We start from the raw sequence: 23,116 nt of genomic DNA, 5'->3' as shown, positions 1-23,116 counted from the left end.
GCAAGGCCTTGGTGACACCTGCGGCTCATCCCGAGCCGGCGCGCGATCGTTCGCGGCGCCGCTCTGCTCAGCCGGTGGACCGATGGTGAAGCTGACAGACTATTCGCGTTTCCAGGACGCCCAGGCGCACGCCAGCTCGGCGGCGCTGTGGGACCTGTTCGACGGTGATGCCGACCAGCTGAACATCGCCAACGAGTGCATCACCCGTCACGCCGACGGCTCGGGCCGCGCCGCCGTGCGCATCGCCCATGCCGACGGCCGCGACGAGATCCTGAGCTTCGACGAGATCTCGGCCGGCGCGGCGCGCTTCGCCCACTGGCTGGACGCCCAGGGCATCCAGAAGGGCGACCGCATCGCCTTCATGCTGGAGCCGTCGCTGCCGTTCTATGTGTGCCTGTTCGGCGCGATGCAGACCGGCGCGATCAGCGTGCCGCTGTTCACCCTGTTCGGCCCTGACGCCCTGCGCCTGCGGGTTGACGACTGCAAGCCGACGATCCTGATCACCAACACCGAGAAGGCGCCGATGGCGCGCCAGACCGAGGGCCCGCGCGTCGTCGTGGCCGACGACGGCCTGCTGGACGAGATCCTGGCCTATCCGGCGACCTACGCGCCCAAGTCCAAGGCCGGCGACCTGGCGGTGTTCCAGTACACCTCGGGCACCACGCGCGAGCTGCCGGAGGCGGTCAAGCATACCCACAAGGCCCTGGTCACCCTGATGTTCGCCGCCCTGTACGGCACCGGCGTGCGGCCCAGCGACCAGTTCTTCTGCCCGTCCTCGCCGGCCTGGGGCCATGGCCTGTGGCACGGCACCCTGGCGCCCCTGGCCCTGGGCGTGACCACCGGCACCTTCGCCGGCCGCTTCGACGCGACGCGGCTGATGAAGGCCCTGCAGGACCACAAGATCACCAACATGTCGGCGGCGGCCACGCACTACCGCATGATGAAGAACACGGGCCGGGCGGGGGACTTCATCTTCTCGATCCAGAAGCTGTCCTACACCGGCGAGCCCATCGACCCGGCGACGCTGGACTTCATCGAAGACACCTTCCACGTGCCCGCGTGCAGCATGTACGGCACCACCGAGATCGGCGTGGTGCTGGTCAACTATCCGGGTGCGGACGACTTCAAGGTCAAGCCGGGCTCGCTGGGCAAGCCGGTGCCGGGCCTCAAGCTCCAGGTCCAGACCGCCGAGGGCCAGCCCAGCCCGCCCGACACGATCGGCGAACTGATGCTGTGGCGTCGCGACCGCTGGGAGACCACCAAGGACCTCGCGAAGATCGACGCCGACGGCTACTTCTACCATGCCGGCCGCGCCGACGACGTGATCATCTCGGCCGGCTGGACCATGAGCGCGGTCGAGATCGAGAACACGCTGCTCAAGCATCCCGATGTCAACGAGTGCGCCGTGATCGGCGCCCCGGACGCCACGCGCGGCCTGGTGGTCAAGGCGTTCGTCGTCTCGCCCCGCGCCCGCAGCGACGCCTTCGTCAAGGAACTGCAGGACTTCACGCGCGAGCGGCTGGCCCAGCACGAGTTCCCCCGCATCGTCGAGTTCACCGACGAGCTCCCCAAGACCCCCGCGGGCAAGGTGAACCGCAAGGTTCTGCGCGACCGCGAGGCCGCCGCCGCGGCGGCCGTGCCCGCCATCTAAGATTCCAGGAGGAAACCCCAATGACCGACGTACTCGACGAAACCATCAGCCGCTTCCCGAAGATCACCGAGGCGGGCCTGGACGACCTGCGCAAGCGCATCGGCGTCAAGATCACCGACACGGTCGAGCCGTGGAACTACGAAGCCACCCGCGACGGCATCCGCCACTACGCCCACGGCATCGGCGACGATAACCCCCTGTGGTGCGATCCGGCCTATGCCGAGAAGACCGCCTACGGCTCGATCGTGGCCCTGCCGAGCTTCCTGTTCAGCACCAGCCGCATCGTTTCGGGCTATGTCGGCGGCCTGTCGGGCGTCCACGCCATGTGGGCGGGCGCGGAGTGGACCTGGGAAAAGCCGGTCCTGCGCAACGACACCATCTCGACCGAAGCCCACCTGAAGGACCTGATCGAGCACCAGACGCGCTTCGCCGGCCGCTCGTTCCAGCAGATCTATCACGTCGACTTCTTCAACCAGCGCGGCGACAAGGTCGCCGACTGCAACAGCTGGGTCTTCCGCACCGACCGCGACGAAGCCCGCGAGCGCGGCACCAAATATACCGAAGCCCGTGGCCGCGTGGTGCCGTTCACCGAGGACGAACTGGCCCAGTTCTCGGAGATCTACGCCGCTGAGGAAATCCGTGGCGCGACCCCGCGCTACTGGGAAGACGTTAAGGAAAACGAAGCCCTGCCGCGCATGATCAAGGGGCCGATGACGGTCACCGGCTTCATCGCCTATGCGCAAGGCTGGGGCGGCCTCTACATCCGCGCCAACAAGATGGCCTGGCAGATGCAGCAGAAGCACCCGGGCCTGGGCATCAAGAACCGTTTCAATGTTCCGGACTGCCCCGAGCGCGTTCACTGGGACGAAGCCTTCGCCCTGGAAGTCGGCGCGCCCGGCGCCTACGACTACGGTCCCGAGCGTAACTCGTGGCTGACCCACCACATCACCAACTGGATCGGCGACGCGGGCTTCCTGCACAGGTCCAAGTGCCAGATCCGCCGTCACAATCCGGACGGCGACGTGATCTTCATCGACGGCTACGTGACCCGCAAGTTCGTCGAGAACGGCAAGCACTACATCGAGATCCAGCAGGAAGCCCTGACCCATCGTGGCGAGCTTTCGGCCATGGGTTCGTCGATCGTCGAGCTGCCCAGCCGCAAGGCCTAAGGCCGGCTGGCCTTCGTGATCCTGACGCCGGGCGCCTCAAGCGCCCGGCGTCTCGACTCCAGCGGCTCGAGATCTGGAACAGACATGCCCGACCGTCAGGACGACCTGGAAAGCCCGTCGTGGGCCGGCCCCCTCAAGGGCGTCCGCGTGCTGGACCTGACGCGCGTCCTGGCCGGACCGGCGGCGTCCCTGGCCCTGGCCGACCTGGGGGCCGAGGTCATCAAGGTGGAGCCGCCGGGTTCGGGCGACGAGACCCGGTCGTTTCCGCCGCATCGCGACGGCGAGAGCCACTATTTCCTCAGCGTCAATCGCGGCAAGAAGAGCATCGTCGTCGACCTGAAGGCGCCGGCCGGCGTGGCTCTGGTCAAGGACCTGGCCGCCAGGTGCGACGTGCTGGTCGAGAACTACCGCCCCGGGGTCATGGACCGGCTGGGCCTGGGCTACGAGGCCCTGTCGGCGATCAATCCGCGGCTGATCTATTGCTCGATCTCGGGCTACGGCATGACCGGCCCGCTGAAGGACCGGCCCAGCTTCGACATCGTGCTGCAGGCCATGTCGGGCGCGCTCAGCGTCAATGGCGAGCCGGACGGACTGCCCAGCAAGTTGGGCGTCCCGGTCGGCGACCTGGTGGGCGGGATCAACGGGCCCATCGGCATCCTGGCGGCCCTCTACGAGCGCACCGTCACCGGGCGCGGGCGGCACATCGACGTCAGCCTGATGGACGGGCTGGTGGGCATGCTGGGCTATCTGGCGCAGCTGACCTTCTTCACCGGCGAGGACCCCAAGCGCCAGGGCTCGCAGCATCCCAATCTGGTGCCCTACGGGACCTTCCCGGCCAAGGACGGCTCGATCGTCGTGGCCTGCCTGACCAACAGCTTCTGGGGTCGTATCTGCGAGGCCATCGGCCAGCCCCAGCTGACCACCGATCCGCGCTTCGACACGCTGCAGAAGCGGCGCGACGCCCGCGAGGCGGTCAACGCCTTGGTCTCCGATTTCACGCAGCGGCACACCGTCGCCGAGCTGGAGGACGTCTTCACCGAGCACCAGGTGCCCAACGCGCCGATCCTGGGCGTGAAGGAGGCGCTGTTCCAGCCCCAGGCCGTGGCGCGGGAGCTGGTGGTGGAGACGCAGCATCCGGTGCTGGGACCGATCCCCATCGTCAACCGGCCCATCAAGTTCGCCGGCGCGCGCCAGCCCGTGCCGACCGCGCCGCCGGTGCTGGGTCAGCATTCGGATGAGATTTTGGGAGAGGTGCTGGGGCTGACGGCCGAGGCGATCGCCAAGCTGCGGGCGGATGGGGTGGTGAGCTGACCGAAACTCTCTCTCAAAGAGAGAGGGGTTTCGCTCTTAAGCCGCCGCCTTCGGCAGGTCCCGCACCAAATCCAGAACCCGCTGCGCCAGTTCCGGCCGGCAGATCAGCAGGTCGGGCAGGTACGGATCCTCGGTGTTGTAGACCAGCGGCGAGCCGTCCACGCGGCTGACGTGCAGCCCGGCGGCGGCGGCCACGGCGGCGGGGGCGCAGTTGTCCCACTCGTACTGGCCGCCGGTGTGCAGGTAGATATCGGCCTCGCCGCGCACTACGGCCATGGCCTTGGCGCCGGCCGAGCCCATGGGAAGGAGTTCGGCGCCCAGGGCTTCTGCCACCGCCACGGCCTCGGCGGCCGGGCGGGTGCGGCTGACCAGCATGCGCAGCGGGGTGTTGGCCGGGGCAGGAGAGTACGCCTGGCCCGAGGTCAGGGTCACGCCCAGGCCGGGCAGGGCGACCGCGCCGATGGTGGCGATGCCGTCGATCGCCAGGCCCACGTGCACCGCCCAGTCCGTGCGTTCCTCGCCGTATTCGCGGGTGCCGTCGACGGGGTCGACGATCCAGACCCGGCTCTGGGCGAGCCGGGCGCCGTCGCACTTCATCTCCTCCGACAGCAGGCCGTCGTCGGGCCGGGCCTCGCGCAGGGCGTGGACCAGGAACTGGTTGGCGGTCTGGTCGCCGGCCTTGCCCAGCGCTTTCGCGCCGAACAGGCCGGACTCGCGGACCTGGAGCAGGATCTTGCCGGCGGTCTCCGCCAGGTGGGCGGCGAGGTCGACATCGTTGAGGGGACTGGTCATTTCAGCGGCATGATCTGGCGGACGATGTATTCGGCGGCCTGGGCCGGCGTCATCTCCACGGTGTTGACCCGGATCTGCGGATTCACAGGGGGCTCGTAGGGACTGTCGATCCCGGTGAAGTTCTTCAATTCGCCGCTTCGCGCCTTCTTGTACAGGCCCTTGACGTCCCGAGCCTCGGCGACCTCCAGCGGGGTGTCGACGAAGATCTCGATGAAATCGCCCTCGGGCAGCATGGCGCGGACCATGTCCCGCTCGGCCCGGAAGGGCGAGATGAAGGCGGTCAGCACGATCAGGCCGGCGTCGGCCATCAGCTTGGCCACCTCGCCCACCCGGCGGATGTTCTCGATCCGGTCGGCCTCGGTGAAGCCCAGGTCCTTGTTCAGGCCATGGCGGATGTTGTCGCCGTCCAGCAGGAAGGTGTGCCGGTTCATCAGGGCCAGGGACTTCTCGACCTCGTTGGCGATGGTCGACTTGCCCGAACCCGACAGGCCGGTGAACCACAGCACCTTGGGCTTCTGGTTCTTCAGGTTGGCGTGAGCCTCGCGGGTGATGTCGGTCGGCTGCCAGTGGACGTTCTGGGCCCGGCGCAGGCTGAAGTGCAGCATGCCGGCGGCCACGGTGGCGTTGGTGATCTTGTCGATCAGGATGAAGCCGCCCAGGGTGTGGTTGGCCTCGTAGGGCTCGAACACGATCGGACGATCGGTCGCCAGCTCGGCCACGCCGATGGCGTTCAGCTCCAGCGTCTTGGCCGCCAGGTGTTCCATCGTGTTGACGTTGACCTGGTACTTGGGCTGCTGGACCGTGGCCGAGACCAACTGCGTCCCCAGCTTCAGCCAATAGGCGCGGCCCACGATCAGCGGCTCGTCGTCCATCCAGACGATGGTGGTCTCGAACTGGTCGGAGACCTCGGGCGGGGCGTCGGCGGCCGAGATCACGTTGCCGCGCGAGCAGTCGATCTCGTCGGCGAACGACAGGGTCACCGACTGACCGGCGACGGCTTCGGGAAGCTCGCCGTCCAGGGTGGTGATCTTGCTGATCGTCGAGGTCTTGCCGCCCGGCAGCACGCGGATGGCGTCGCCCGGCTTGACCGAACCGCTGCTGATCTGGCCCGAGAAGCCCCGGAAGTCGAGGTTGGGACGGTTGACCCACTGCACGGCCATGCGCAGCGGCTTGGCCTGGTCGCCGGCCACGCCCACCTCGACGGTCTCCAGGTGCTGCATCAGCGTGGGGCCCGAGTACCAGGGGGTGTTCGGGCTGGGATCGGTGATGTTGTCGCCCTTGAAGCCCGAGATCGGCATGGGCGTGAACGCCTTGATCCCGATGCTGTCGGCGAAGGCGGCGTAGTCGGCGACGATGGCGTCGTACTTGGCCTGGTCGTAGCCGATCAGGTCCATCTTGTTGACGGCCAGCACCAGGTTCTTGATGCCGATCAGGTGCGCCAGATAGCTGTGGCGGCGGGTCTGGGTCAGCACGCCCTTGCGGGCGTCGATCAGGATCACGGCCAGGTCGGCGGTCGAGGCGCCGGTGACCATGTTGCGGGTGTACTGCTCGTGGCCGGGGGTGTCGGCGACGATGAACTTGCGCTTTTCGGTGCCGAAGAAGCGGTAGGCCACGTCGATGGTGATGCCTTGCTCGCGCTCGGCGGCCAGGCCGTCGACCAGCAGGGCGAAGTCGATCTCCTGGCCCTGCGTGCCCACGCGCTTGCTGTCGGCTTCCAGCGCCGCCAGCTGATCCTCGAAGATCATCTTGCTGTCGTAGAGCAGCCGGCCGATCAGGGTCGACTTGCCGTCGTCCACCGACCCGCAGGTGATGAAGCGCAGCATGGTCTTGTGCTGGTGCGCCGTCAGATAGGCGTCGATGTCCTCGGCGATCAGGGCCTCGGTCTGATAGACGCTGTCCTGCTTGGTGAGGGTCGTCGTCATCAGAAGTAACCTTCCTGCTTCTTCTTTTCCATGCCGGCGCCGCCGGCGTCCTTGTCGATCGCGCGGCCCTGGCGTTCAGAGGTCGTGGTCAGCAAGGTTTCCTGAATGACCTGCGACAGGGTCGAGGCCTCGCTCTCGACCGCGCCCGTCAGCGGGTAGCAGCCCAGGGTGCGGAAGCGGATCGAGCGCTCCACCGGAACCTCGCCCGGACGCAGCGGGAAGCGGTCGTCGTCGACCATCAGCAGCATGCCGTCGCGCTCGACGGTCGGGCGCTTGGCGGCGAAGTACAGCGGCACGATCGGCACGTCGTTCAGCTGGATGTATTGCCAGACGTCCAGCTCGGTCCAGTTGCTGATCGGGAAGACGCGGATGCTCTCGCCCTTGGCCTTGCGGGCGTTGTAGAGGTTCCAGAGTTCGGGGCGCTGCTTCTTGGGGTCCCAGCCGTGGCTGGCGGTGCGGAAGCTGAAGATGCGCTCCTTGGCGCGGCTCTTCTCCTCGTCGCGACGAGCGCCGCCGAAGGCCGCGTCGAAGCCGTACTTGTCCAGCGCCTGCTTGAGGCCCTCGGTCTTCCACATGTCGGTGTGCAGGGCGCCGTGGTCGAACGGGTTGATCCCGCGCTCCTGGGCCTCGGGGTTCTGGTAGACCAGCAGCTCCATGCCGCTGTCGCGGGCCATGCGGTCGCGCAGCTTGTACATCTCCTGGAACTTCCAAGTCGTGTCCACGTGCAGCAGTGGGAAGGGCGGGGGCGAGGGATAGAAGGCCTTGCGCGCCAGGTGCAGCATCACCGCGCTGTCCTTGCCGACCGAGTACAGCATGACCGGCTTTTCAGCCTCGGCCACGACCTCGCGCATGATGTGGATCGCCTCGGCTTCGAGCCGCTCCAGGTGAGTCAGTGTCTTCATGGGTACAGTTCTCCGCGGGCGGTTCGACCGGAAAGGGCGGACGCACGCAATCAATGCTTTCTTGGGGCCGGGATAGCCCGGCTATCCGTCAGGCGTCCTGGCTGGCCGTCAGTCGGGCCTCCGCGTCGGCGATCTCGGCCTTCAGCCACATGGTCTGGCTCAGGTTGGAGCCCGGATTGGCGGCGGCCAGCTGTTCCAGGACGGCCTTCTTGACCGTCAGGACCGCCATGTTCGCCGGTTCGGCGGCCAGGGCGATGTCGGTCAGGTGCAGGGCCTTCAGCGGCTGGCCTTCGTCGACCAGGGTCCGGGCTCGGGCGGCCAGCGGCGCGGCGCCTCCGGCCAGCGCGACCAGCTCGGCGTCCACCGACGAGCGCGGCGAGCCGTAGAGCCCGGTCGTGCCGTCCTCGAAATGGAACCAGCCGGCGTTCTCCTCCCAGATGGCGCGGACGACCCACGAGGTCTTGCCGTGGAATTCGCCGATCTTCAGGTCGTCGGGCAGGACGATGGTGTTCATCAGCTCGTCGACCGTCTTGCCGGCGTTCATGCCCGCGACGGTCTCACGCTCGAGGTACGAAACGGCGGCGTGCATGGTGTCCAGGTCCGCGCGGATCTTGTCGGCGCCGCGGATCGGTTCGCCGTGGCCGGTGATCACCAGCTCCGGCTCCAGGGCGCGGACGGCCTCGACCGACTTGAGGTAGGCGCGGACCAGGCGCGGCTTGTCGCCCCGGATCGTCACCAGGTTGGGCATGGCGCGCCAGACCGGGCCGAACAGGTTGCCGGTGAAGACGGTGCGCTCGTCCGGCATCCAGACGAACACCGAGCACAGGGTCTCGCCGCCGGGCGTCTTGATCACCTCGAAGCGACGGCCGCCCTGTTCGAAGCGCAGGACGTCCTGCACCTCGATGGCCGGATGGATGACCGGCGGGGTGGGCGGCGGGCCGTTGCGGCGCGTCATCGAGGCCCACAGCTTGCCCGACCGGCGGGCCAGGAACGGCGCCAGACGGTCGAAATAGTCGGCGGTCTCGGTGAAGCCGGCGCCGGCGATCACCTGGGTCCCGTCCTCGGCCAGGCCGGGCAGGGCGCCGTAGTGGTCGGCGTGCGACTGGGTCAGGACGATGCGCTTCAGCGGACCCGTGCGGTGAGGGGCGAACAGGCCCTTGTTGCGCTCGCCGTTGCCGATGAAGCCGGTGTTGACCAGCAGGTCGCCGTCGCCGGTGGTGACCAGATAGGCGTTGGAGATGTCCTTCACCATGAAGATGGTGTCGGTGATCTTCTCGGCCTCGGTCTGGCCCTGTCCGGCGGTGACCAGGGCGCCCAGCGGCGTCTGCTTGTCGGCGGCGGTCATTGGTCGGCGTCTCCGAACGCGATCATCACCTTGGCCGACTGGGGCGTGGCGGCGATGTCGAGGCCTTCCAGAACCCGCTCGAACGGCAGGGTGTGGCTGATCAGGGCGGCGATCTTGTCGCGCAGGCGCGGCATGGCGGCGATCACGTCGGGCATCTCGGTGGGATAGCCCACCGCCGTGGTGATCGTCATCTCCGTGGTCAGCATCGGGCCGGCCGGCAGCTCGATGGGCTTCAGATAGGCGGCGGTGATCACGTGGCGGGCGTGGGTCTTGGCTAGGGCCACCACGTCGGCCAGGATCGAGGGCGCGCCGGCCGCGTCGATATAGGCGTCGGTGCCGGACTTCTCGCGGCCGAAGACGCGTTCCGTGCCGTGCAGTTCCTTGATCCGGGCGGCGACGTCCTCATGGCCGGGATTGATCGTCTGGGCGCCCAGGGCCCGCGCGCGGACCAGGCGCTCCTCCGCCAGGTCCAGGGCGATCACGTCGCAGCCGCGATCCACCGCCCACATCACCATGCCGAGGCCAATGGGGCCGCAGCCGAAGATGACGATCTTGTCGCCGGCCTTGGCCTGGGCGCGATTGACGCCGTGCAGGGCCACCGACAGCGGCTCGCACATGGCGGCCACGTCGTAGGGAATGCCCTCGGGGATCGGCAGCAGGCTGTCGCCCAGCCGCGCCTCGCGCACCAGCAGTTCCTCGGTGAACGCGCCCTCGGGGCCGCCGCTGCCGATGTAGCTGGGGGTCATCATCGGGTTGATGATGACGGGCTGGCCCACCGAGACGCCCTGCACCTCCGAACCGACGATCAGGATCTCGCCGGCGCCTTCGTGGCCCAGGGCGGTCAGCTTGCCGGGGCCAGGGATGCCGCCGTTCTTGATGTAGGACAGGTCGCTGCCGCAGATGCCGCAGGCCTTCATCTTGACGACGACGTCCTTGGGACCCGGTTCGGGCCGCTCGTAGGCGTCGAGGCGGACGTCGTTGACGTCATGAATGTTGAGGAGGTGCATGGCTGTCGCTCCCGATTACATCGGCCGGACCATGTAACCGCCGTCGACCGTGATGGTCTCGCCGGTCACGAACGACGACGCGTCGCTGGCCAGGAAGGCGCCGATGCCTTCGAAGTCTTCCGGATAGCCCGCGCGGCCGATCGGCGTGCGCTGGGCGAACATGCCGATCACCTGCTCGGCGCCGGCCATCATGCCGGTGACGATGAAGCCGGGCGCGATGGTGTTGGCGCGGATGTTGTACTTGCCGAACTCGACGGCCATGCCCCGGATGATCGCGCCCAGTGCCCCCTTGGAGGCGGCGTAGTTCTGGCGGCCGGCCAGGCCCTGGAACATCGACAGGCTGCCGCAGCCCACCAGGCTGCCGCCCGGCTCGCCGGCCTCGGCGCGCTTGACCATGGCCCGGGCGCCTTCGCGCAGGGTGAAGAAGGTGCCGTGCAGGTTCAGGTTCAGCAGGTCGTGCCATTCCTCGGTGGGCATATCCAGCAGGGCGTGCTGCTTGGCCGAGCGGCCGGAATTGGCGAACACGCAGTCGATGCGGCCCAGATCGGCGATCAGCTGCTTGTAGCCTTCGATCACCTGCTCCTCGGAGGTGACGTCGACCTGGTAGGTGCGCACGCGGCCGGCGCCGGCCTTCAGCAGGTCCTCGGCGGCCTCGGCGTTGCGCTCGGCGTTGCGGGCCCAGATCACGACGTCGCCGCCGACCTTGGCCACGCCCCGGGCGAAGCCCAGACCGATGCCGCTGTTGCCGCCGGTGACCAGCGTCACCTTGCCGGTGCAATCGAAAAGACCCTTGGACATCTGCTTCCTCCGTCGCGCCCTGGTTCAGTCGGGCCGATCAACGCCGTGAATGTTCGGCAGAGCGGCGACGGCCGCAATGGGCCCGACTATCGACATCCGGCCATTTTGCTGTCACATGGCCAAAGGTGAACACAGGGTCCGACCGGGGAGGGCCGGCGCATGAAAGCCGACACCTTTACTCAGAGCGTCTTCGAGGCCGAGCTGGCCATCCCCCACGGGATGGCGCGGATCATGCGGTTTTCCAACGACCAGCCGACCGACCATATCTTCCGCCGCGCCGACCACTACTGGCTGGACCTGTGCCTGACGCCGCGCCCGGAGAACGCCCGGGGCTGCTATCCCGAGCGGTGGGGTCCGCACCGCTTCGAGCGGCTGGGCGAGATATTCCTTCTGCCGCCGGGCGAGGCCCTGCACGTGCGCACCGAGGCCGGCCAGAACCAGGCCTCCATCGTCTGCGAGATCTATGCCCAGGCCGTCGACCGCTGGCTGCCCGGCGGGCTGGAATGGACCGACCGGCGCCTGGCCGGCGGGCTCGACATCGTCCATCCGCACATCCGTTCATGCCTGTCGCGCCTGGCTGAAGAGGCCCGGCGAGGCGGTACGGGCAGCTCCACCCTGGCCGAACTGGTGTCGGGCCAGCTGGCCATCGAGGTCGCGCGCTATTGCGAGGCCATCGCCGAAGGACCTCTCACCGGAGGGCTGGCCTCGTGGCGCCTGCACCTGATCGACGAGCGTCTGCATCAGGGCGGCGCGCCGCCGTCGCTGGACGAACTGGCCGAGCTCTGCAACCTGTCGGTCCGCCAGCTGACCCGCGGTTTCCGCTCCAGCCGGGGCTGCACCATCGGCGACCACATCGCCCAGACCCGCATCGAGATGGCCAAGCGCCTCTTGGCCTCGGACGGCAGCATCAAGTCGATCGCCTTTGCTTTGGGGTTCGTCTCGCCGTCCAGTTTTTCCTACGCCTTCGGCCGCGCGACGGGCATCACGCCCCTGCGCTTCCGCCAGCGCCACCTGCGAAAACACATCTGAGGCGTTATGGCCGGACGTCGATAGATCGTCCAGATCGCGACAGCCATCCACGTTGGCGCGCGCCCAGCCTCTCACCATGATGCCCGCAAAACAGAACTGTGGGAGAAAACGTCATGGGCGAACAGCTCAACGCCGACGCGCTGGTCGAACAGGCCATGCAGAAGACCGGCCTGGACCGGTTCGATTCCGACTCCTATCGCGAGGGCCTGGAGGTCCTGGTCGGCGACTACAATTCCAGCGAACATCCCGAGCCGCTGATCCAGCGGATGAGCGGCAATCTGGTCCAGATGCTGGCCGACCGCCTGTCGGTCACCGACTACCTGACCAAGCGCCCCGAGCTGCTGGAGCGCAAGATCGAGCGCCCGCTGTTCGTGTTCGGCATGCCCCGCACCGGCACCACCCTGCTCAGCAACCTGCTGGCCTGCGACCCGGCCCGCCGTTCGGCCCTGACCTGGGAGATCGAGCAGCCCGTGCCGCCGCCGACCACGGCCACCCTGAAGACCGACCCGCGCGCCATCGCCAAGCTGGCCCAGGAAAAGGCCATGCTGGCCGCGCGTCCGGAGATGGGGAAATACTACCGCAACTCGGCGGTTTATCCGAACGAGTGCATGTTCTTCATGATGCACGACTTCAAGGCCCTGGCCTATGAATCGCGGGGCACCCTGCCGGTCTATCGCGACTGGCTGTTCCAGGCCGACATGACCTCGACCTACCAGTACCACAAGCGCTTCCTGCAGCTGCTGCAGGCCGACGCGCCGGGGACCTGGAACCTCAAGATGCCCAGCCACGCCCTGTGGCTGGAGACCCTGCTGGCGGAGTATCCCGACGCGCGCCTGGTCTGGGCCCACCGCGACCCGTTCACCGCCACCAGCTCGTTCTGCAGCATCCTGTCGATGGCCCACATGGGCTATACCGGCAAGATCAACTACGAATGGCTGGGCGAGGACTGCTCCTACCAGGCCAAACTGCACCTGGACCGGATCATGGACACCCGCGAGAAGCTGGGTCACGACCGGATCGTCGACATCCACTACGCCGACATCACCCGCGACCCGATGGGCGCGATCCGCAAGCTCTACGCCGACCTGGGCGACGTCCTGTCGCCGGAGGCCGAGGCGGCGATGCAGGCCTGGCTGGACGACAACCCCCAGGGCAAGTTCGGCAAGCATGAATATGCGTTGGAGCAGTACGGCCTCTCGGTGGAGAAGCTAACGCCGCTCTACGAGCGCTACCTGTCGCAGTACGACGTCGCGCGCGAGGGCTGAGCCATGGCCACCGGACGCCACTATCAGAACGCCTATGTGACCCGGAACGTCGACAAGGCGGTGGCCGGCTTCAAGCAGTACGCCGACCTGCGTGCGCTGATCGAGTTCGAGGTTCCCGTCCAGGTCTGGACGCCGCAGGGCGAGGGCAAGGGCGTGCAGAAGCTGGCCTTCGCCTGGGTCGGCGACCTGAATTACGAGCTGATCCAGCCCAAGGAAGGCGACGTGCTGGCGATCTATCGCGACGCCTTGCCCGTCGACGACAGCCTGGTCTTCCACCACGTCTGCCACGTGGTCGACGACTTCGGGGCGCTGATGAAGCGGGTCGAGGAACAGCCGTTCCCGGTGGTGTTGAAGGGCGGAACGCCCGGCCTGCTGGAGTTCGTCTATGTCGATACGCGGCCGTGGCTGGGCCACTACACCGAGTACGTCTGGGCCTCGCCCGAGCGCTGGGCGGCGATGGGCGGACGATGAGCGTCCGGGCCAGGTACGGCCCGTGGGCCGTCATCGCCGGCGCCTCGGAAGGCACGGGCCAGGCGTTCGCGCGCCGGCTCGCGGCGCAGGGCGTCCACTGCGTCCTGATCGCCCGGCGCGAGGCGCCGCTCGTGGCCCTGGCCGATGAGCTGCGCGCCGAGCATGGCGTGGAGTGCGTCACCGCCTCGATCGACCTGGCCAAGGCCGACGCCTTCGACCGGATCGTCCAGGCCGTGGGCGGGCGCGAGGTCGGGCTGTTCGTCGCCAACGCCGGCGGCGACCCGCACGGGACCGAGTTCCTGGACCAGCCGGTCGAGTCCTGGCTCGACCTGATCACCCGCAACGTCACGACCGCCGTGCGCTGCTGCCACCATTTCGGCGGCGCGATGCGCCAGCGGGGCGGGGGCGGGCTGCTGCTGGTCGGCTCGGGCGCCTGCTACGGCGGGGCCAACAACATGGCGGTCTATTCGGGCAGCAAGGCCTTCGACATGTGCCTGGCCGAGGGACTGTGGGCCGAGCTCCAGCCGCATGGCGTGGACGTGCTCTACCTGTCGCTGGGACGCACCGATACGCCGGAGCTGCGCCGGTTCCTGGCGGAGAAGGGCCTGCCGGTCCCGGCCGACCTGGCCACGCCGGAAGCGGTCGCGGACCTGGGTCTGGAACGCCTGCCGCACGGGCCGATCCAGAACTTCGGTCAGGCCGACGACGAGGTCGGCCGCCTGCCGCAATCGGCCGCCCAGCGCCGCCAGCGGGTCGAGATGATCGCCCAGGCCAGCCGGGCCATCTACGGCCAGAAATCCAGCTGAAGGGGAGGCGGCATGACCGACCTGACCGCCATCGCCGACCGTCATGCCATCACCGACCTGATCTACCGCTATTGCCGCGCGGTGGACCGGATGGACGCGCAGTTGGGCTATTCGATCTGGCATGCCGACGGCACCGCCGACTACGGCGCGGACGTTTATCAAGGCAGCGGCCACGGCTTCATCGACTTCGTCAACGGCCAGCACGGCCACACCTTGGGCCACTCGCACCAGGTCACCAACATCGTGCTGGAGCTGGACGGCGACCGGGCGGCCAGCGAATCCTACCACTTCGCGGGACTTCGGATTCAACGCGGCGAGCAGGTGTTCGAGATCACCGTCCGGGGGCGCTACATCGACCGCTGGTCCAAGCGCGACGGGCGGTGGGGCATCGACCATCGCATCACTGTCCGCGACTTCGACGACATGCGGCCCGTCACGCCGATGAGCGTCACCGCCGGTCGCCGTGACTCCAGCGACCCGTCCTACGCCGTCCTGGGAGCCGTTCGATGAAGGCCGCCTACATCCAGAACGGCAAGGTGCATGTGGGCGAAATGCCCGATCCCACGCCGGCCAAGGGCCAGGTGCTGGTGCGCACCCACAGCTGCGGCATGTGCGCCTCCGAGCAGCACTTCCTGCACAGCGGCCAGCACGTGATCGACCTGTCGAAGAAGTTCGGCGGGGCCTATGCGGGCCTCGACATGGCGCGACCCTTCGTGCCCGGGCACGAATATGTGGGCGAGGTGATTGACTACGGACCGGGCAGCCTGCGTCCCGTCAAGCCGGGGCGGAAGGTGACCTCGGTGCCGGTCATGCGTCAGGACGGCCGCCACGCCGTGATCGGCTTCAGCCACGAGTGCCCCGGCGGCTGGGGCGAGTACATGCTGCTGGACGAGGCCGCCGTCATGGAGGTGCCCTCGGATCTCGACGACGACCTGGCCGCCATGACCGAGCCGCTGGCCGTGGGGCTGGAGCACGCGCGCCGGGGCCTGCCGACCAAGGACGACATCCCGCTGGTGGTGGGCTGCGGGGCCATCGGCCTGGGCGTGATCGCCGGCCTGAAGATCACGGGCATCGCCCCCATCGTCGCTGCCGACTTCCATCCCGAGCGCCGCGCCATGGCCCTGCGGATGGGCGCCGACATCGCCGTGGATCCGCGCGAGATCTCGCCCTATGCGCCGATCCCGGACCTGGGCGGACGGCGCGTGAACCTGGTCTACGAGTGCGTGGGCATGCCCGGCCTGCTGCAGCAGATCATCGAGTCCGTCGGCTTCGGCGCGCGGGTGGTGATGGGCGGTTACTGCATGGCGCCCGAACAACTCTATGTCTTCGCCGCCCAGAACAAGCGGCTGACGGTGCACTTCGCCGGCGGCGAGGAGCAGCAGGACATGGAACTGGCCTTGCGCTCTATCGCCGACGGGACGATCGATATCGCGCCCTGGGTCGGCGCGCGCATCGGCCTGTCCGGCGTGGCCGCCGCCCTGGACGAGATGTCGGGCCCGACCGCGCCGGTGCGCACGGTCGTCGACCCGCGAAAGCTCTAGAACGACCACAAGGGGAGAAGACACATGCTGACCGTCGCCCGATACGGCACCCGCGACCTGGCGCGGGCGCGAACCTTCTATGATCCCATCGCCGCGATGCTGGGCGCGGGCCTGGCCTTCGAGCGGCCCGACCTGGCCGCCTACAAGGGCGCCGACGGCGGCATGTTCCTGATCGGCAAGCCGTTCGAGGGCGAGGCCACGGTCGGTAACGGCAGCCAGATGGGCTTTGCCGCCGCCAGCCGCGCGCAGGTCGACGAGGTCTATGCCAAAGCCCTGGAGCTGGGCGGAAAGTGCGAAGGCCCCCCGGGCGTGCGCGGTCCCGATCCGAACGGCTTCTACGGCGCTTATTTCCGCGACCTGGACGGCAACAAGCTGGTGGTCTTCCGCTACGGTCCGGCCTGAGCCTAGAGCAGGCTGCCGCCGTCGACGGGATAGACCTGGCCGGTGACGAAGCCGGCCAGGTCCGAGGCCAGATAGACCGCCAGCGAGGCGACCTCCTCGGGCGTGGCCACCGGGCGGCCCAGCACGGTCTGGCGCGCGCGCCGGGCCGCGTCCTCGGGGCTGGAGCCGGCGAAGGCCTTGGCGAAGAAGCCGTTGTCGCGATTGAACCGGCTGCCCGCGCTGAAGGCCTCCGGATCGCGCGACACCGTGCCGTAGGGCGCGACGCAATTGACCCGCACGCCGTGCTGGCCGACCTCCTTGGCCAGCACCTTGGTGAAGCCGTGCACCGCGGCCTTGGCGGCCGAATAGACCGGCAGCATGTAGTCGCCGACCAGGCCCGCCGTGGAGCCGATGTTGACGATCGTCCCGTCTGCATTTCGCCTGCTCCACCGTCTTCCGTTTTCGCCAGACGGTCTTGCCCCACGTCGCGGCCGGGCCTCAATCGCACGGGCGATATGCGCACGTCCCCGGCGTAGCAGCTTTACCCATGGGTAGGGTGAGCGTAGCTTCGAGTCGCGATGTATTCCCGAGTGGATTTCGCGCCGGCGTTGCCTGGTCGATCTCTACTCGTCTTAGAAAACATAAAATGAAGGTGGCCGGCTAAGGCGTCGGTCCAACAATACTCAATAATAAAAAGAAAATCGCACAGGGGAGAAAGAACGTGCAGGCTCTTTCCAGTCGAACCATGACCTCGGCCCTGGCGCTGACGGTCGCGTTAGGCGCGGCGCCCGGCGTCGTCCTGGCCCAGACAGCCAGCTCCCAGGCGGCCGATACCCAACAGAGCGCGGTGACCGAGGTCATCGTGACGGCCCAGCGTCGCGACGAGCGCGCGCGCGACGTTCCGATCTCCATCACCGCGGTCGGCGAGAAGCAGCTGGCGGCCGCCAACATCGTCCAGCTGTCGGACATCCCGCGCGTCGCGCCGGCCCTGCGCTTCGACAGCAACGGCAGCTTCATCCAGCCTACGATTCGCGGTGTCGGCACCGCCGTCACCACCTCGGGCGGCGGTCCCAACGTCGGCATCTATGTGGACGGCTTCTACATCGCCAATCCTGAATCGGCCGCCTTCGACCTGACCAACATCACCAGCGTCCAGGTCCTGAAAGGGCCGCAGGGCACGCTGTTCGGCCGCAACACCACGGGCGGCGCGATCCTGGTGACGACGGCCCAGCCCAGCACCGACACCGGCGGCGAGTTCAAGGCCAGCTACGGCGCCTTCAACGCCCAGACCTATCAAGGCTATGTCACAGTCGGCCTCAGCGACACGGTCGCCTTCGACGTCGAGGGCCAGCTGCGCAAGGGCGACGGCTATTTCACCAACACCGTGGACGGCGACGACAAGGTCGGCGCCTTCGAGAACTGGTCGATCCGCACGGGACTGAAGTTCGAGGTCGGCGAGAACGCCTCGGTGCTGCTGCGCTACGGCCACGCGGAAACCGACGATCCCACGCTGCTGCTGACCAACGCCTATGTCGATCGCGACGGCAGCTCGGGCATGCTCTCGCGCGTGCCGACGGCGGCCTATGGCACCAACAGCACCGCCAACCGCCAGCTGGTCTATTACTACGCGCCGGCCGGTACCTACGAGACCCGCCCGGGCAAGGTGGCGTTCGACCCCGCCGCGCCGGTGGGCTTCACCAACGTCTCCGACACCTACCAGGCCACGATCAAGGCCGACCTCGGCTTCGCCGACCTGACCTCCTACACCCAGTACCGCAAGGAGTCGGCGGTCAATCTCGAGGACCTGGATTCCACGGCCCTCAACCTGTTCAATATCTATATCGGCATCGAAAACCGCACGGTCACCCAGGAGTTCCTGCTGAACTCCAAGCCGGGCACGCGGCTGCAGTGGACCGCCGGCGCCTACTACTTCAAGAACCGCGACACCTACATCGTCAACGCGGCCTTCGGCCCGCCGCCCTATATCGGCTTCGGCGGCTCCAGCACGACGACCTATTCGTACGCGGCCTATGCCGACCTGACCTACGAGATCACGCCCCAGCTCTTCCTGACCGCCGGGGCGCGCTACGGCCACGACGAGGTCAAGGACGCCTACTTCAAGCAGCAGTTCACCCAGATCGTGGTGCCGGCCGACGACTATCCGACCAACCGCCTGACCCCGCGCGTGGTGCTGCGCTACAAGCCCACCGACATGTCCAGCCTCTATGCCTCCTACAGCCGGGGCTACAAGGCCGGGATCCTCAACGTGGGCGGCCAGTCGACCGACCGGGTCGCGCCCGAGAACATCGACGCGCTGGAGACGGGCTACAAGTTCGACGGCGCCCGCGTGTCGTTCGACCTGTCCAGCTACTACTACTTCTACAAGAACCTGCAGGTCTCCAGCTTCCAGGCCGGCGCGGCCGACATCACCAACGCCGCCAAGGCGCGGGTCTACGGCCTGGAAGGCTCGGCGCGCTACCGGGTCTCGGAGGCGTTCGACCTCAGCGTCGGCGCGGCCTACACCCACGCGCGCTACCGCTCGTTCCCGGCGGCGGCGTTCTATAGCTACTGCGACTCCACGGGAACGACGCCGGCCCTGGCCTGCGGCGCGATCGGGCCGGGCTCGGTCACCCAGACCAGCAACGACTCCAGCGGCTACCAGATGCCGCGCGCGCCGGACTTCACCGCCAACCTGGGGGCGAACTATCACGCGCCTGTGGCCGGCGGCGAACTGACCGTGTCGGGTAATCTCTATTATACTTCGAAATTCTACTTCGACTCGTCCAAGCAGTTCTCGCAGACCGGCTACGAAGTCCTGTCGCTGCGGGCTCAATGGGTCGACCCGTCGCAGCGTTACACGCTGGCTGTGTTCGGCGACAACCTCACCGACAAACGTCACCGCGTCCAGGTGTTGTCAAACACCTTGGGCATCGGATCGGTCTGGAATTCGCCCGCGACCTGGGGTGTCTCGTTCGGCGCCAAGTTCTGACGCCAAAACACTTGTTTAACCTTGCCCGGCGACCTGGGGTCATTTGTCGCATCCTTGAGCCGGGTAGGGGGAAGTTAGCAATCGCAGCGGCGATATCTCCGCTGCACTTGAGAAGAAGGCCTATCCTTGCGCCGTTCGGGACGTGAGGATGGCCGTAATAAACGCCCGCGGTCCCAAGCATTGCATCAGCGATGTCGCCTGACGGGTTCAACAGGGGAGGACAGTCCGTGAATGCAATTTCGATCAACATGCTGCGGGGCGTGAGCCTGCTGGCGCTGATGGCGCCGTTGGCGCCGGCCGCCGCCATGGCGCAGGAAACCGCCCAGGCGCCCGCCGCCTCGGAAAGCGCCAGCACCGCGCTGACCGAGATCATCGTGACGGCCCGCCGTCGCGACGAAAGCGTCCAGGATGTTCCCCAGGTCGTCAACGCGGTGACTTCGGAAGCCATCCAGAAGGTCAATATCCGCAACTTCACCGAAGTGCAGTCGCTGGTTCCCGGCCTGACCCTGGGCACCAACGCCAACGGCATCGGCGGCAACGCCCAGGTGCGCGGCGTCAACTTCGACATCAACGCCAGCGGCAACAACCCCACCGTCGAATTCTACCTGAACGACGCGCCGATCACGGCCGGCGTCGTGCTGCAGCAGATGTATGACGTGGGTCAGATCGAAGTGCTGCGCGGTCCGCAAGGCACCCTGCGCGGCCGCGCCTCGCCGTCGGGCTCGATCACCATCACCACCAAGAAGCCCGACGTCTATCAGGCGGGCGGCTACGTGGCCGGCACCTACAACGACATCGGCACGACCAACGTCAACGGCGCGGTCAACATCCCGGTGATCGAAGGCATTGCCGCGATCCGCATCGGCGGCCTCTACAACGACGACGACGGCACCCAGGTCCGTTCGATCGACACCAGCGTCGAGAAGCGCAAGGCCTACAGCCGCACCGAAAGCGGCCGCATCAGCGGCCTGCTGACGCCCACCGACTGGCTGCGGATGGAAGGCTCTTATCAGAGCATCGCCGCCAACATCCGCACCCACAACCAGGTGGAGTCGTTCAGCGTCGTCAATCCGAGCGCGCCGGCCAGCCCCACCCTGATCAAGGCAGAGGACCGCCTGGGCTTCCAGGCCCTGCCGCGGATCATCAAGCAGAACTTCGACATCTATAACTGGCGCGCCGAGCTGTCGCTCGCCGGCCAGCAGCTGATCTATCAAGGCCAGCATTACACCCAGGACCTGATCTCCAAGGAGAGCCAGGACCCGGCCAACGTGTTCCCGTCGACGGACACCTATCAGAACACGTTCTCGAACGTGAAATCGACGTCGCATGAAATCCGGTTGCAGAACCAGGAACGCGTCTTCGACATCTTCGACTACGCGATCGGTTACTTCGACAACGTCAACGACACCCCGACCTCGCTGAACCGCCCGACGGTCATCCGTCTGCCGCTGGCCTTCGGCGGCGGCGTCGCCTCGGTCGTCCAGTCGCAGATCACCCGCGGCGGTCACTCGCACGAAAAGTCGATCTTCGGCAACGTGACCGCCCACGTCGGCGAGAAGTTCCAGGTGTCGGGCGGTCTGCGCCACATCGACTACCAGGACACCAGCACCCTGCTGGTCGTCACCCCGGGCTCGCCGGACACCAACCTGACGGACGGTCAGAACGCCAAGAAGTGGATCTACACCGCTTCGGCCCAATACTCGATCACCCGCGACGTGATGGTCTACGCCAACACCGGCTCGTCCTTCCGTCCGGGCATCAACGTGGTGGGCGACTTCAACCTGGCGCCCTCGACCCTGGAGCGCTCGTTCATCAACCTGCCGGCCGAAACCTCGAAGTCCTACGAGGCCGGCCTGAAGTCGACGCTGTTCGATCGCAAGATGCGACTGAACATCAGCGGCTTCCACCAGGAGTTCACCAACTATCCGTACCGCGCGCCGGGCAGCGGCGTGTACTTCGTCAACACCGTCGCCCTGACCCCGCTGACCCAGCAGGTCGCGCAGTTCAACTTCGCCGCCGCCGTGCCGGTGAAGGTGGACGGCTTGGAAGGCGAAATCTCCTACGAGATCACGCCGAACTGGAACGTCGGCGCCGTGGCCAGCTATGCGCTGGGCAAGATCAACGGCACGATCCCCTGCAACGACCTGAACGGCGACGGCAAGCCTGACGTCATCACCTCGGCCCCGACCCTGGCGGCCCTGCAAGCGGCGACGGGCGCCAACAACATCTCGTCGTGCAAGGTGAACCAGCGCTCGTCGTTCCAGCCGCCGTTCAGCACCACCGTGCAGTCCGAGTACAGCATGCCGGTGGGCAGCTACGAGGGCTATGTGCGCGGCCTGGTGAACTACAACGGCAAGTCCCAGGGCGACCCGACCAACGCCTTCGACGACGTCTCGGACTACGCCCTGGTCAACCTGTTCGCCGGCATCCGCGCCCCGGACAAGGGCTGGGAAGTCACCCTCTACGCCAAGAACCTGTTCGACACCGTGAAGGTGCTGACCCGCACCGACCCGCTGTCGACCTCGTATCAGCAACTGCCTGGCGCCATCATCGGCGGCGTGCCGACCATCACCGGTCGTCCCAGCGCCGTGACCGCCACCAGCACCTACAACGCCATCACCACGACGGCGCCGCAGGAATTCGGCATCACCTTCAAGGTGGCTCTGGGTTCGCGCTAAGATCGCACCTGCCCGCAAGGCAGGCGTGAAGATCCAGGCAGCGGGTGGCCACCGGCCATCCGCTGTTTTGGTTTCGGCGTGAAGATTTCGATGCTGCTTCTATTCGAGACGCTCGCGCGGCGTTTCTGCCGGACGAGCGACAAGCTCTTGAGGGCGTTGTCGGCAATGGTCATAAAAGCTGCTGGCTTCCCGACCTTGTCCCCAAAGACGTGGAGGATGTTGACCTGACCGCCGGCCGCCTTCCGAAGAACGGAAAAATCGCATGACGAAGGTCCGGACCCGCCGCCCGCGCGATCCTGTCGGCACGCGCGAGGTGATCCTGAAGGCCGCCCGCGCCCTGCTGGCCAAGGACGGGCTGGAGGGCATCAGCGTCTCGGCGGTGGCCAACCTGGCCGGGGTGAACCGCGGCACTGCCTACCAGCATTTCGAGACCCGCGAGGACCTGGTCCTGGCCACGACCAAGTCGGTGTCCGACGAGTTGTTCCGCGCCACGTTCGGCGATCCGGAGACGGCCAAGGAGCGGCGCGTCGAGGAAGTCGACATCACCCACCTGACCATGACCCTGGCCGATTTCGCGGTCGACAATCCGGTGCTGTGCCGCATCTGGTTCCTGCAGCTGCTGGCCTCCGACGAGCCCGCCCAGGACCCGTTCTGGCGCGAATACGCCGGCTCGCTGCATCGCTTCACCCAGACCGACATGGCCAAGTCCGGGATCGACAGCGAGGTCTTCGGCCTGATGATGCTGGCCGGCAATTTCCTGTGGCCGGTATGGGCCAAGACCCACGAGCGGACCGAGGAGGAGCGGCGCGAACTGGCGCGGCGTTTCGCCCGGGAAAGCATCCGCCTTTCCCTTTACGGAACCATGCGGGAAGAGAAATTCCCCGAGATCGTCGCCCGTTTCCCCGATCCGCGCCCGGATCTTGAAGATGATCGCCAGTCGAAGGATCGCCCCGTCCGCGCCGTGTAGCGGGTGGGCGATGAATCGTCCCCGGGCCATCATTTCGGATGACCGGGACGGGCGATAATAGGAAGTGTCGAACCCGGATTTCCACTTTGGCT

The 23,116-nt window shown here is 67.2% G+C and carries 21 protein-coding genes; 14 read left to right on the top strand and 7 right to left on the bottom strand.

The features are described from left to right. The first annotated feature begins 82 nt into the window (after positions 1-82). From AC07OA_RS18660 to AC07OA_RS18650, 3 genes are all read left to right on the top strand, one after another. Positions 83-1,651 (top strand): acetate--CoA ligase, encoded by a 1,569-nt coding sequence (locus AC07OA_RS18660; RefSeq protein WP_494665312.1) that lies wholly within the window; start codon positions 83-85, stop codon positions 1,649-1,651. Positions 1,652-1,671: 20 nt separating this feature from the next. Further along, positions 1,672-2,820, top strand: a complete 1,149-nt coding sequence (locus AC07OA_RS18655) for an FAS1-like dehydratase domain-containing protein (RefSeq protein WP_494665311.1) — start codon at positions 1,672-1,674, stop codon at positions 2,818-2,820. An 84-nt stretch (positions 2,821-2,904) separates the two neighbouring features. Continuing rightward, positions 2,905-4,131 carry a CaiB/BaiF CoA transferase family protein gene (locus AC07OA_RS18650; protein WP_494665310.1) on the top strand — a complete coding sequence of 409 codons (1,227 nt, stop codon included), beginning with the start codon at positions 2,905-2,907 and terminating at the stop codon, positions 4,129-4,131. 36 nt (positions 4,132-4,167) lie between these two features. On the opposite strand, the gene AC07OA_RS18645 is transcribed toward AC07OA_RS18650, so the two are convergent. The 6 genes from AC07OA_RS18645 to AC07OA_RS18620 form a co-directional block, all read right to left on the bottom strand. Next, complete coding sequence (locus AC07OA_RS18645; protein WP_494665309.1) at positions 4,168-4,923, bottom strand: 3'(2'),5'-bisphosphate nucleotidase CysQ; 756 nt, start codon at positions 4,921-4,923, stop codon at positions 4,168-4,170. Continuing rightward, positions 4,920-6,845, bottom strand: a complete 1,926-nt coding sequence (cysN, locus tag AC07OA_RS18640) for a sulfate adenylyltransferase subunit CysN (RefSeq protein WP_494665308.1) — start codon at positions 6,843-6,845, stop codon at positions 4,920-4,922. The genes AC07OA_RS18645 and cysN overlap by 4 nt, the downstream gene beginning before the upstream one ends. Then, complete coding sequence (gene cysD / locus AC07OA_RS18635) at positions 6,845-7,747, bottom strand: sulfate adenylyltransferase subunit CysD (RefSeq protein WP_494665307.1); 903 nt, start codon at positions 7,745-7,747, stop codon at positions 6,845-6,847. The genes cysN and cysD overlap by 1 nt, the downstream gene beginning before the upstream one ends. An 88-nt stretch (positions 7,748-7,835) precedes the next feature. Continuing rightward, the gene (locus AC07OA_RS18630; RefSeq protein WP_494665306.1) at positions 7,836-9,092 is read right to left on the bottom strand and encodes an alkyl sulfatase dimerization domain-containing protein; all 1,257 of its coding nucleotides are present in this window, start codon (positions 9,090-9,092) and stop codon (positions 7,836-7,838) included. Further along, positions 9,089-10,099, bottom strand: coding sequence for a zinc-dependent alcohol dehydrogenase (locus AC07OA_RS18625; protein WP_494665305.1), 1,011 nt, complete (start codon positions 10,097-10,099; stop codon positions 9,089-9,091). The genes AC07OA_RS18630 and AC07OA_RS18625 overlap by 4 nt, the downstream gene beginning before the upstream one ends. 15 nt (positions 10,100-10,114) lie before the next feature. Beyond that, entirely contained in the window at positions 10,115-10,897 is a 783-nt protein-coding gene (locus AC07OA_RS18620; protein WP_494665304.1) for an SDR family NAD(P)-dependent oxidoreductase, read from the bottom strand. Between the two features lie 159 nt (positions 10,898-11,056). On the opposite strand from AC07OA_RS18620, the gene AC07OA_RS18615 reads away from it, so the two are divergent. The 7 genes from AC07OA_RS18615 to AC07OA_RS18585 all read left to right on the top strand — a co-directional run bounded on the left by AC07OA_RS18615 (position 11,057) and on the right by AC07OA_RS18585 (position 16,411). After that, entirely contained in the window at positions 11,057-11,926 is an 870-nt protein-coding gene (locus AC07OA_RS18615; RefSeq protein ID WP_494665303.1) for a helix-turn-helix transcriptional regulator, read from the top strand. A gap of 113 nt (positions 11,927-12,039) precedes the next feature. Continuing rightward, on the top strand, positions 12,040-13,191 hold the full coding sequence (locus AC07OA_RS18610; RefSeq protein WP_494665302.1) for a sulfotransferase family protein: 1,152 nt from the start codon (positions 12,040-12,042) through the stop codon (positions 13,189-13,191). Positions 13,192-13,194: 3 nt separating this feature from the next. Continuing rightward, entirely contained in the window at positions 13,195-13,662 is a 468-nt protein-coding gene (locus tag AC07OA_RS18605) for a VOC family protein (protein ID WP_494665301.1), read from the top strand. Then, positions 13,659-14,468, top strand: a complete 810-nt coding sequence (locus AC07OA_RS18600; RefSeq protein WP_494665300.1) for an SDR family NAD(P)-dependent oxidoreductase — start codon at positions 13,659-13,661, stop codon at positions 14,466-14,468. Before AC07OA_RS18605 ends, AC07OA_RS18600 begins: the two co-directional genes overlap by 4 nt. 12 nt (positions 14,469-14,480) lie before the next feature. Beyond that, complete coding sequence (locus tag AC07OA_RS18595) at positions 14,481-14,978, top strand: nuclear transport factor 2 family protein (RefSeq protein ID WP_494665299.1); 498 nt, start codon at positions 14,481-14,483, stop codon at positions 14,976-14,978. After that, positions 14,975-16,009 (top strand): zinc-binding dehydrogenase, encoded by a 1,035-nt coding sequence (locus AC07OA_RS18590; protein ID WP_494665298.1) that lies wholly within the window; start codon positions 14,975-14,977, stop codon positions 16,007-16,009. The genes AC07OA_RS18595 and AC07OA_RS18590 overlap by 4 nt, the downstream gene beginning before the upstream one ends. A gap of 24 nt (positions 16,010-16,033) precedes the next feature. After that, positions 16,034-16,411 (top strand): VOC family protein, encoded by a 378-nt coding sequence (locus AC07OA_RS18585; RefSeq protein WP_494665297.1) that lies wholly within the window; start codon positions 16,034-16,036, stop codon positions 16,409-16,411. Positions 16,412-16,413: 2 nt separating this feature from the next. Here the strand turns inward: AC07OA_RS18585 and AC07OA_RS18580 are convergent, their stop codons facing one another. Then, complete coding sequence (locus AC07OA_RS18580; RefSeq protein WP_494665330.1) at positions 16,414-16,893, bottom strand: SDR family NAD(P)-dependent oxidoreductase; 480 nt, start codon at positions 16,891-16,893, stop codon at positions 16,414-16,416. A gap of 218 nt (positions 16,894-17,111) precedes the next feature. Here AC07OA_RS18580 and AC07OA_RS18575 point away from each other — a divergent pair, with 218 nt between their 5' ends. The 4 genes from AC07OA_RS18575 (at position 17,112) to AC07OA_RS18560 (ending at position 23,024) form a co-directional block, all read left to right on the top strand. Further along, positions 17,112-19,379, top strand: coding sequence for a TonB-dependent receptor (locus tag AC07OA_RS18575; RefSeq protein ID WP_494665296.1), 2,268 nt, complete (start codon positions 17,112-17,114; stop codon positions 19,377-19,379). A 227-nt stretch (positions 19,380-19,606) separates the two neighbouring features. Beyond that, the gene (locus AC07OA_RS18570; protein WP_494665295.1) at positions 19,607-22,057 is read left to right on the top strand and encodes a TonB-dependent receptor; all 2,451 of its coding nucleotides are present in this window, start codon (positions 19,607-19,609) and stop codon (positions 22,055-22,057) included. Positions 22,058-22,101: 44 nt separating this feature from the next. Then, a complete protein-coding gene (locus AC07OA_RS18565) occupies positions 22,102-22,323 on the top strand; it encodes a hypothetical protein (protein ID WP_494665294.1) in 222 nt (73 codons plus the stop codon). Next, a complete protein-coding gene (locus AC07OA_RS18560; RefSeq protein WP_494665293.1) occupies positions 22,320-23,024 on the top strand; it encodes a TetR/AcrR family transcriptional regulator in 705 nt (234 codons plus the stop codon). Before AC07OA_RS18565 ends, AC07OA_RS18560 begins: the two co-directional genes overlap by 4 nt. Positions 23,025-23,116 lie beyond the last annotated feature (92 nt).

The sequence above is a fragment of the Caulobacter sp. GW821-FHT09B08 genome (assembly GCF_059418225.1).
Note: the sequence above shows the minus strand (reverse complement) of the source record. Positions and strands in the feature narration are given on the sequence as shown.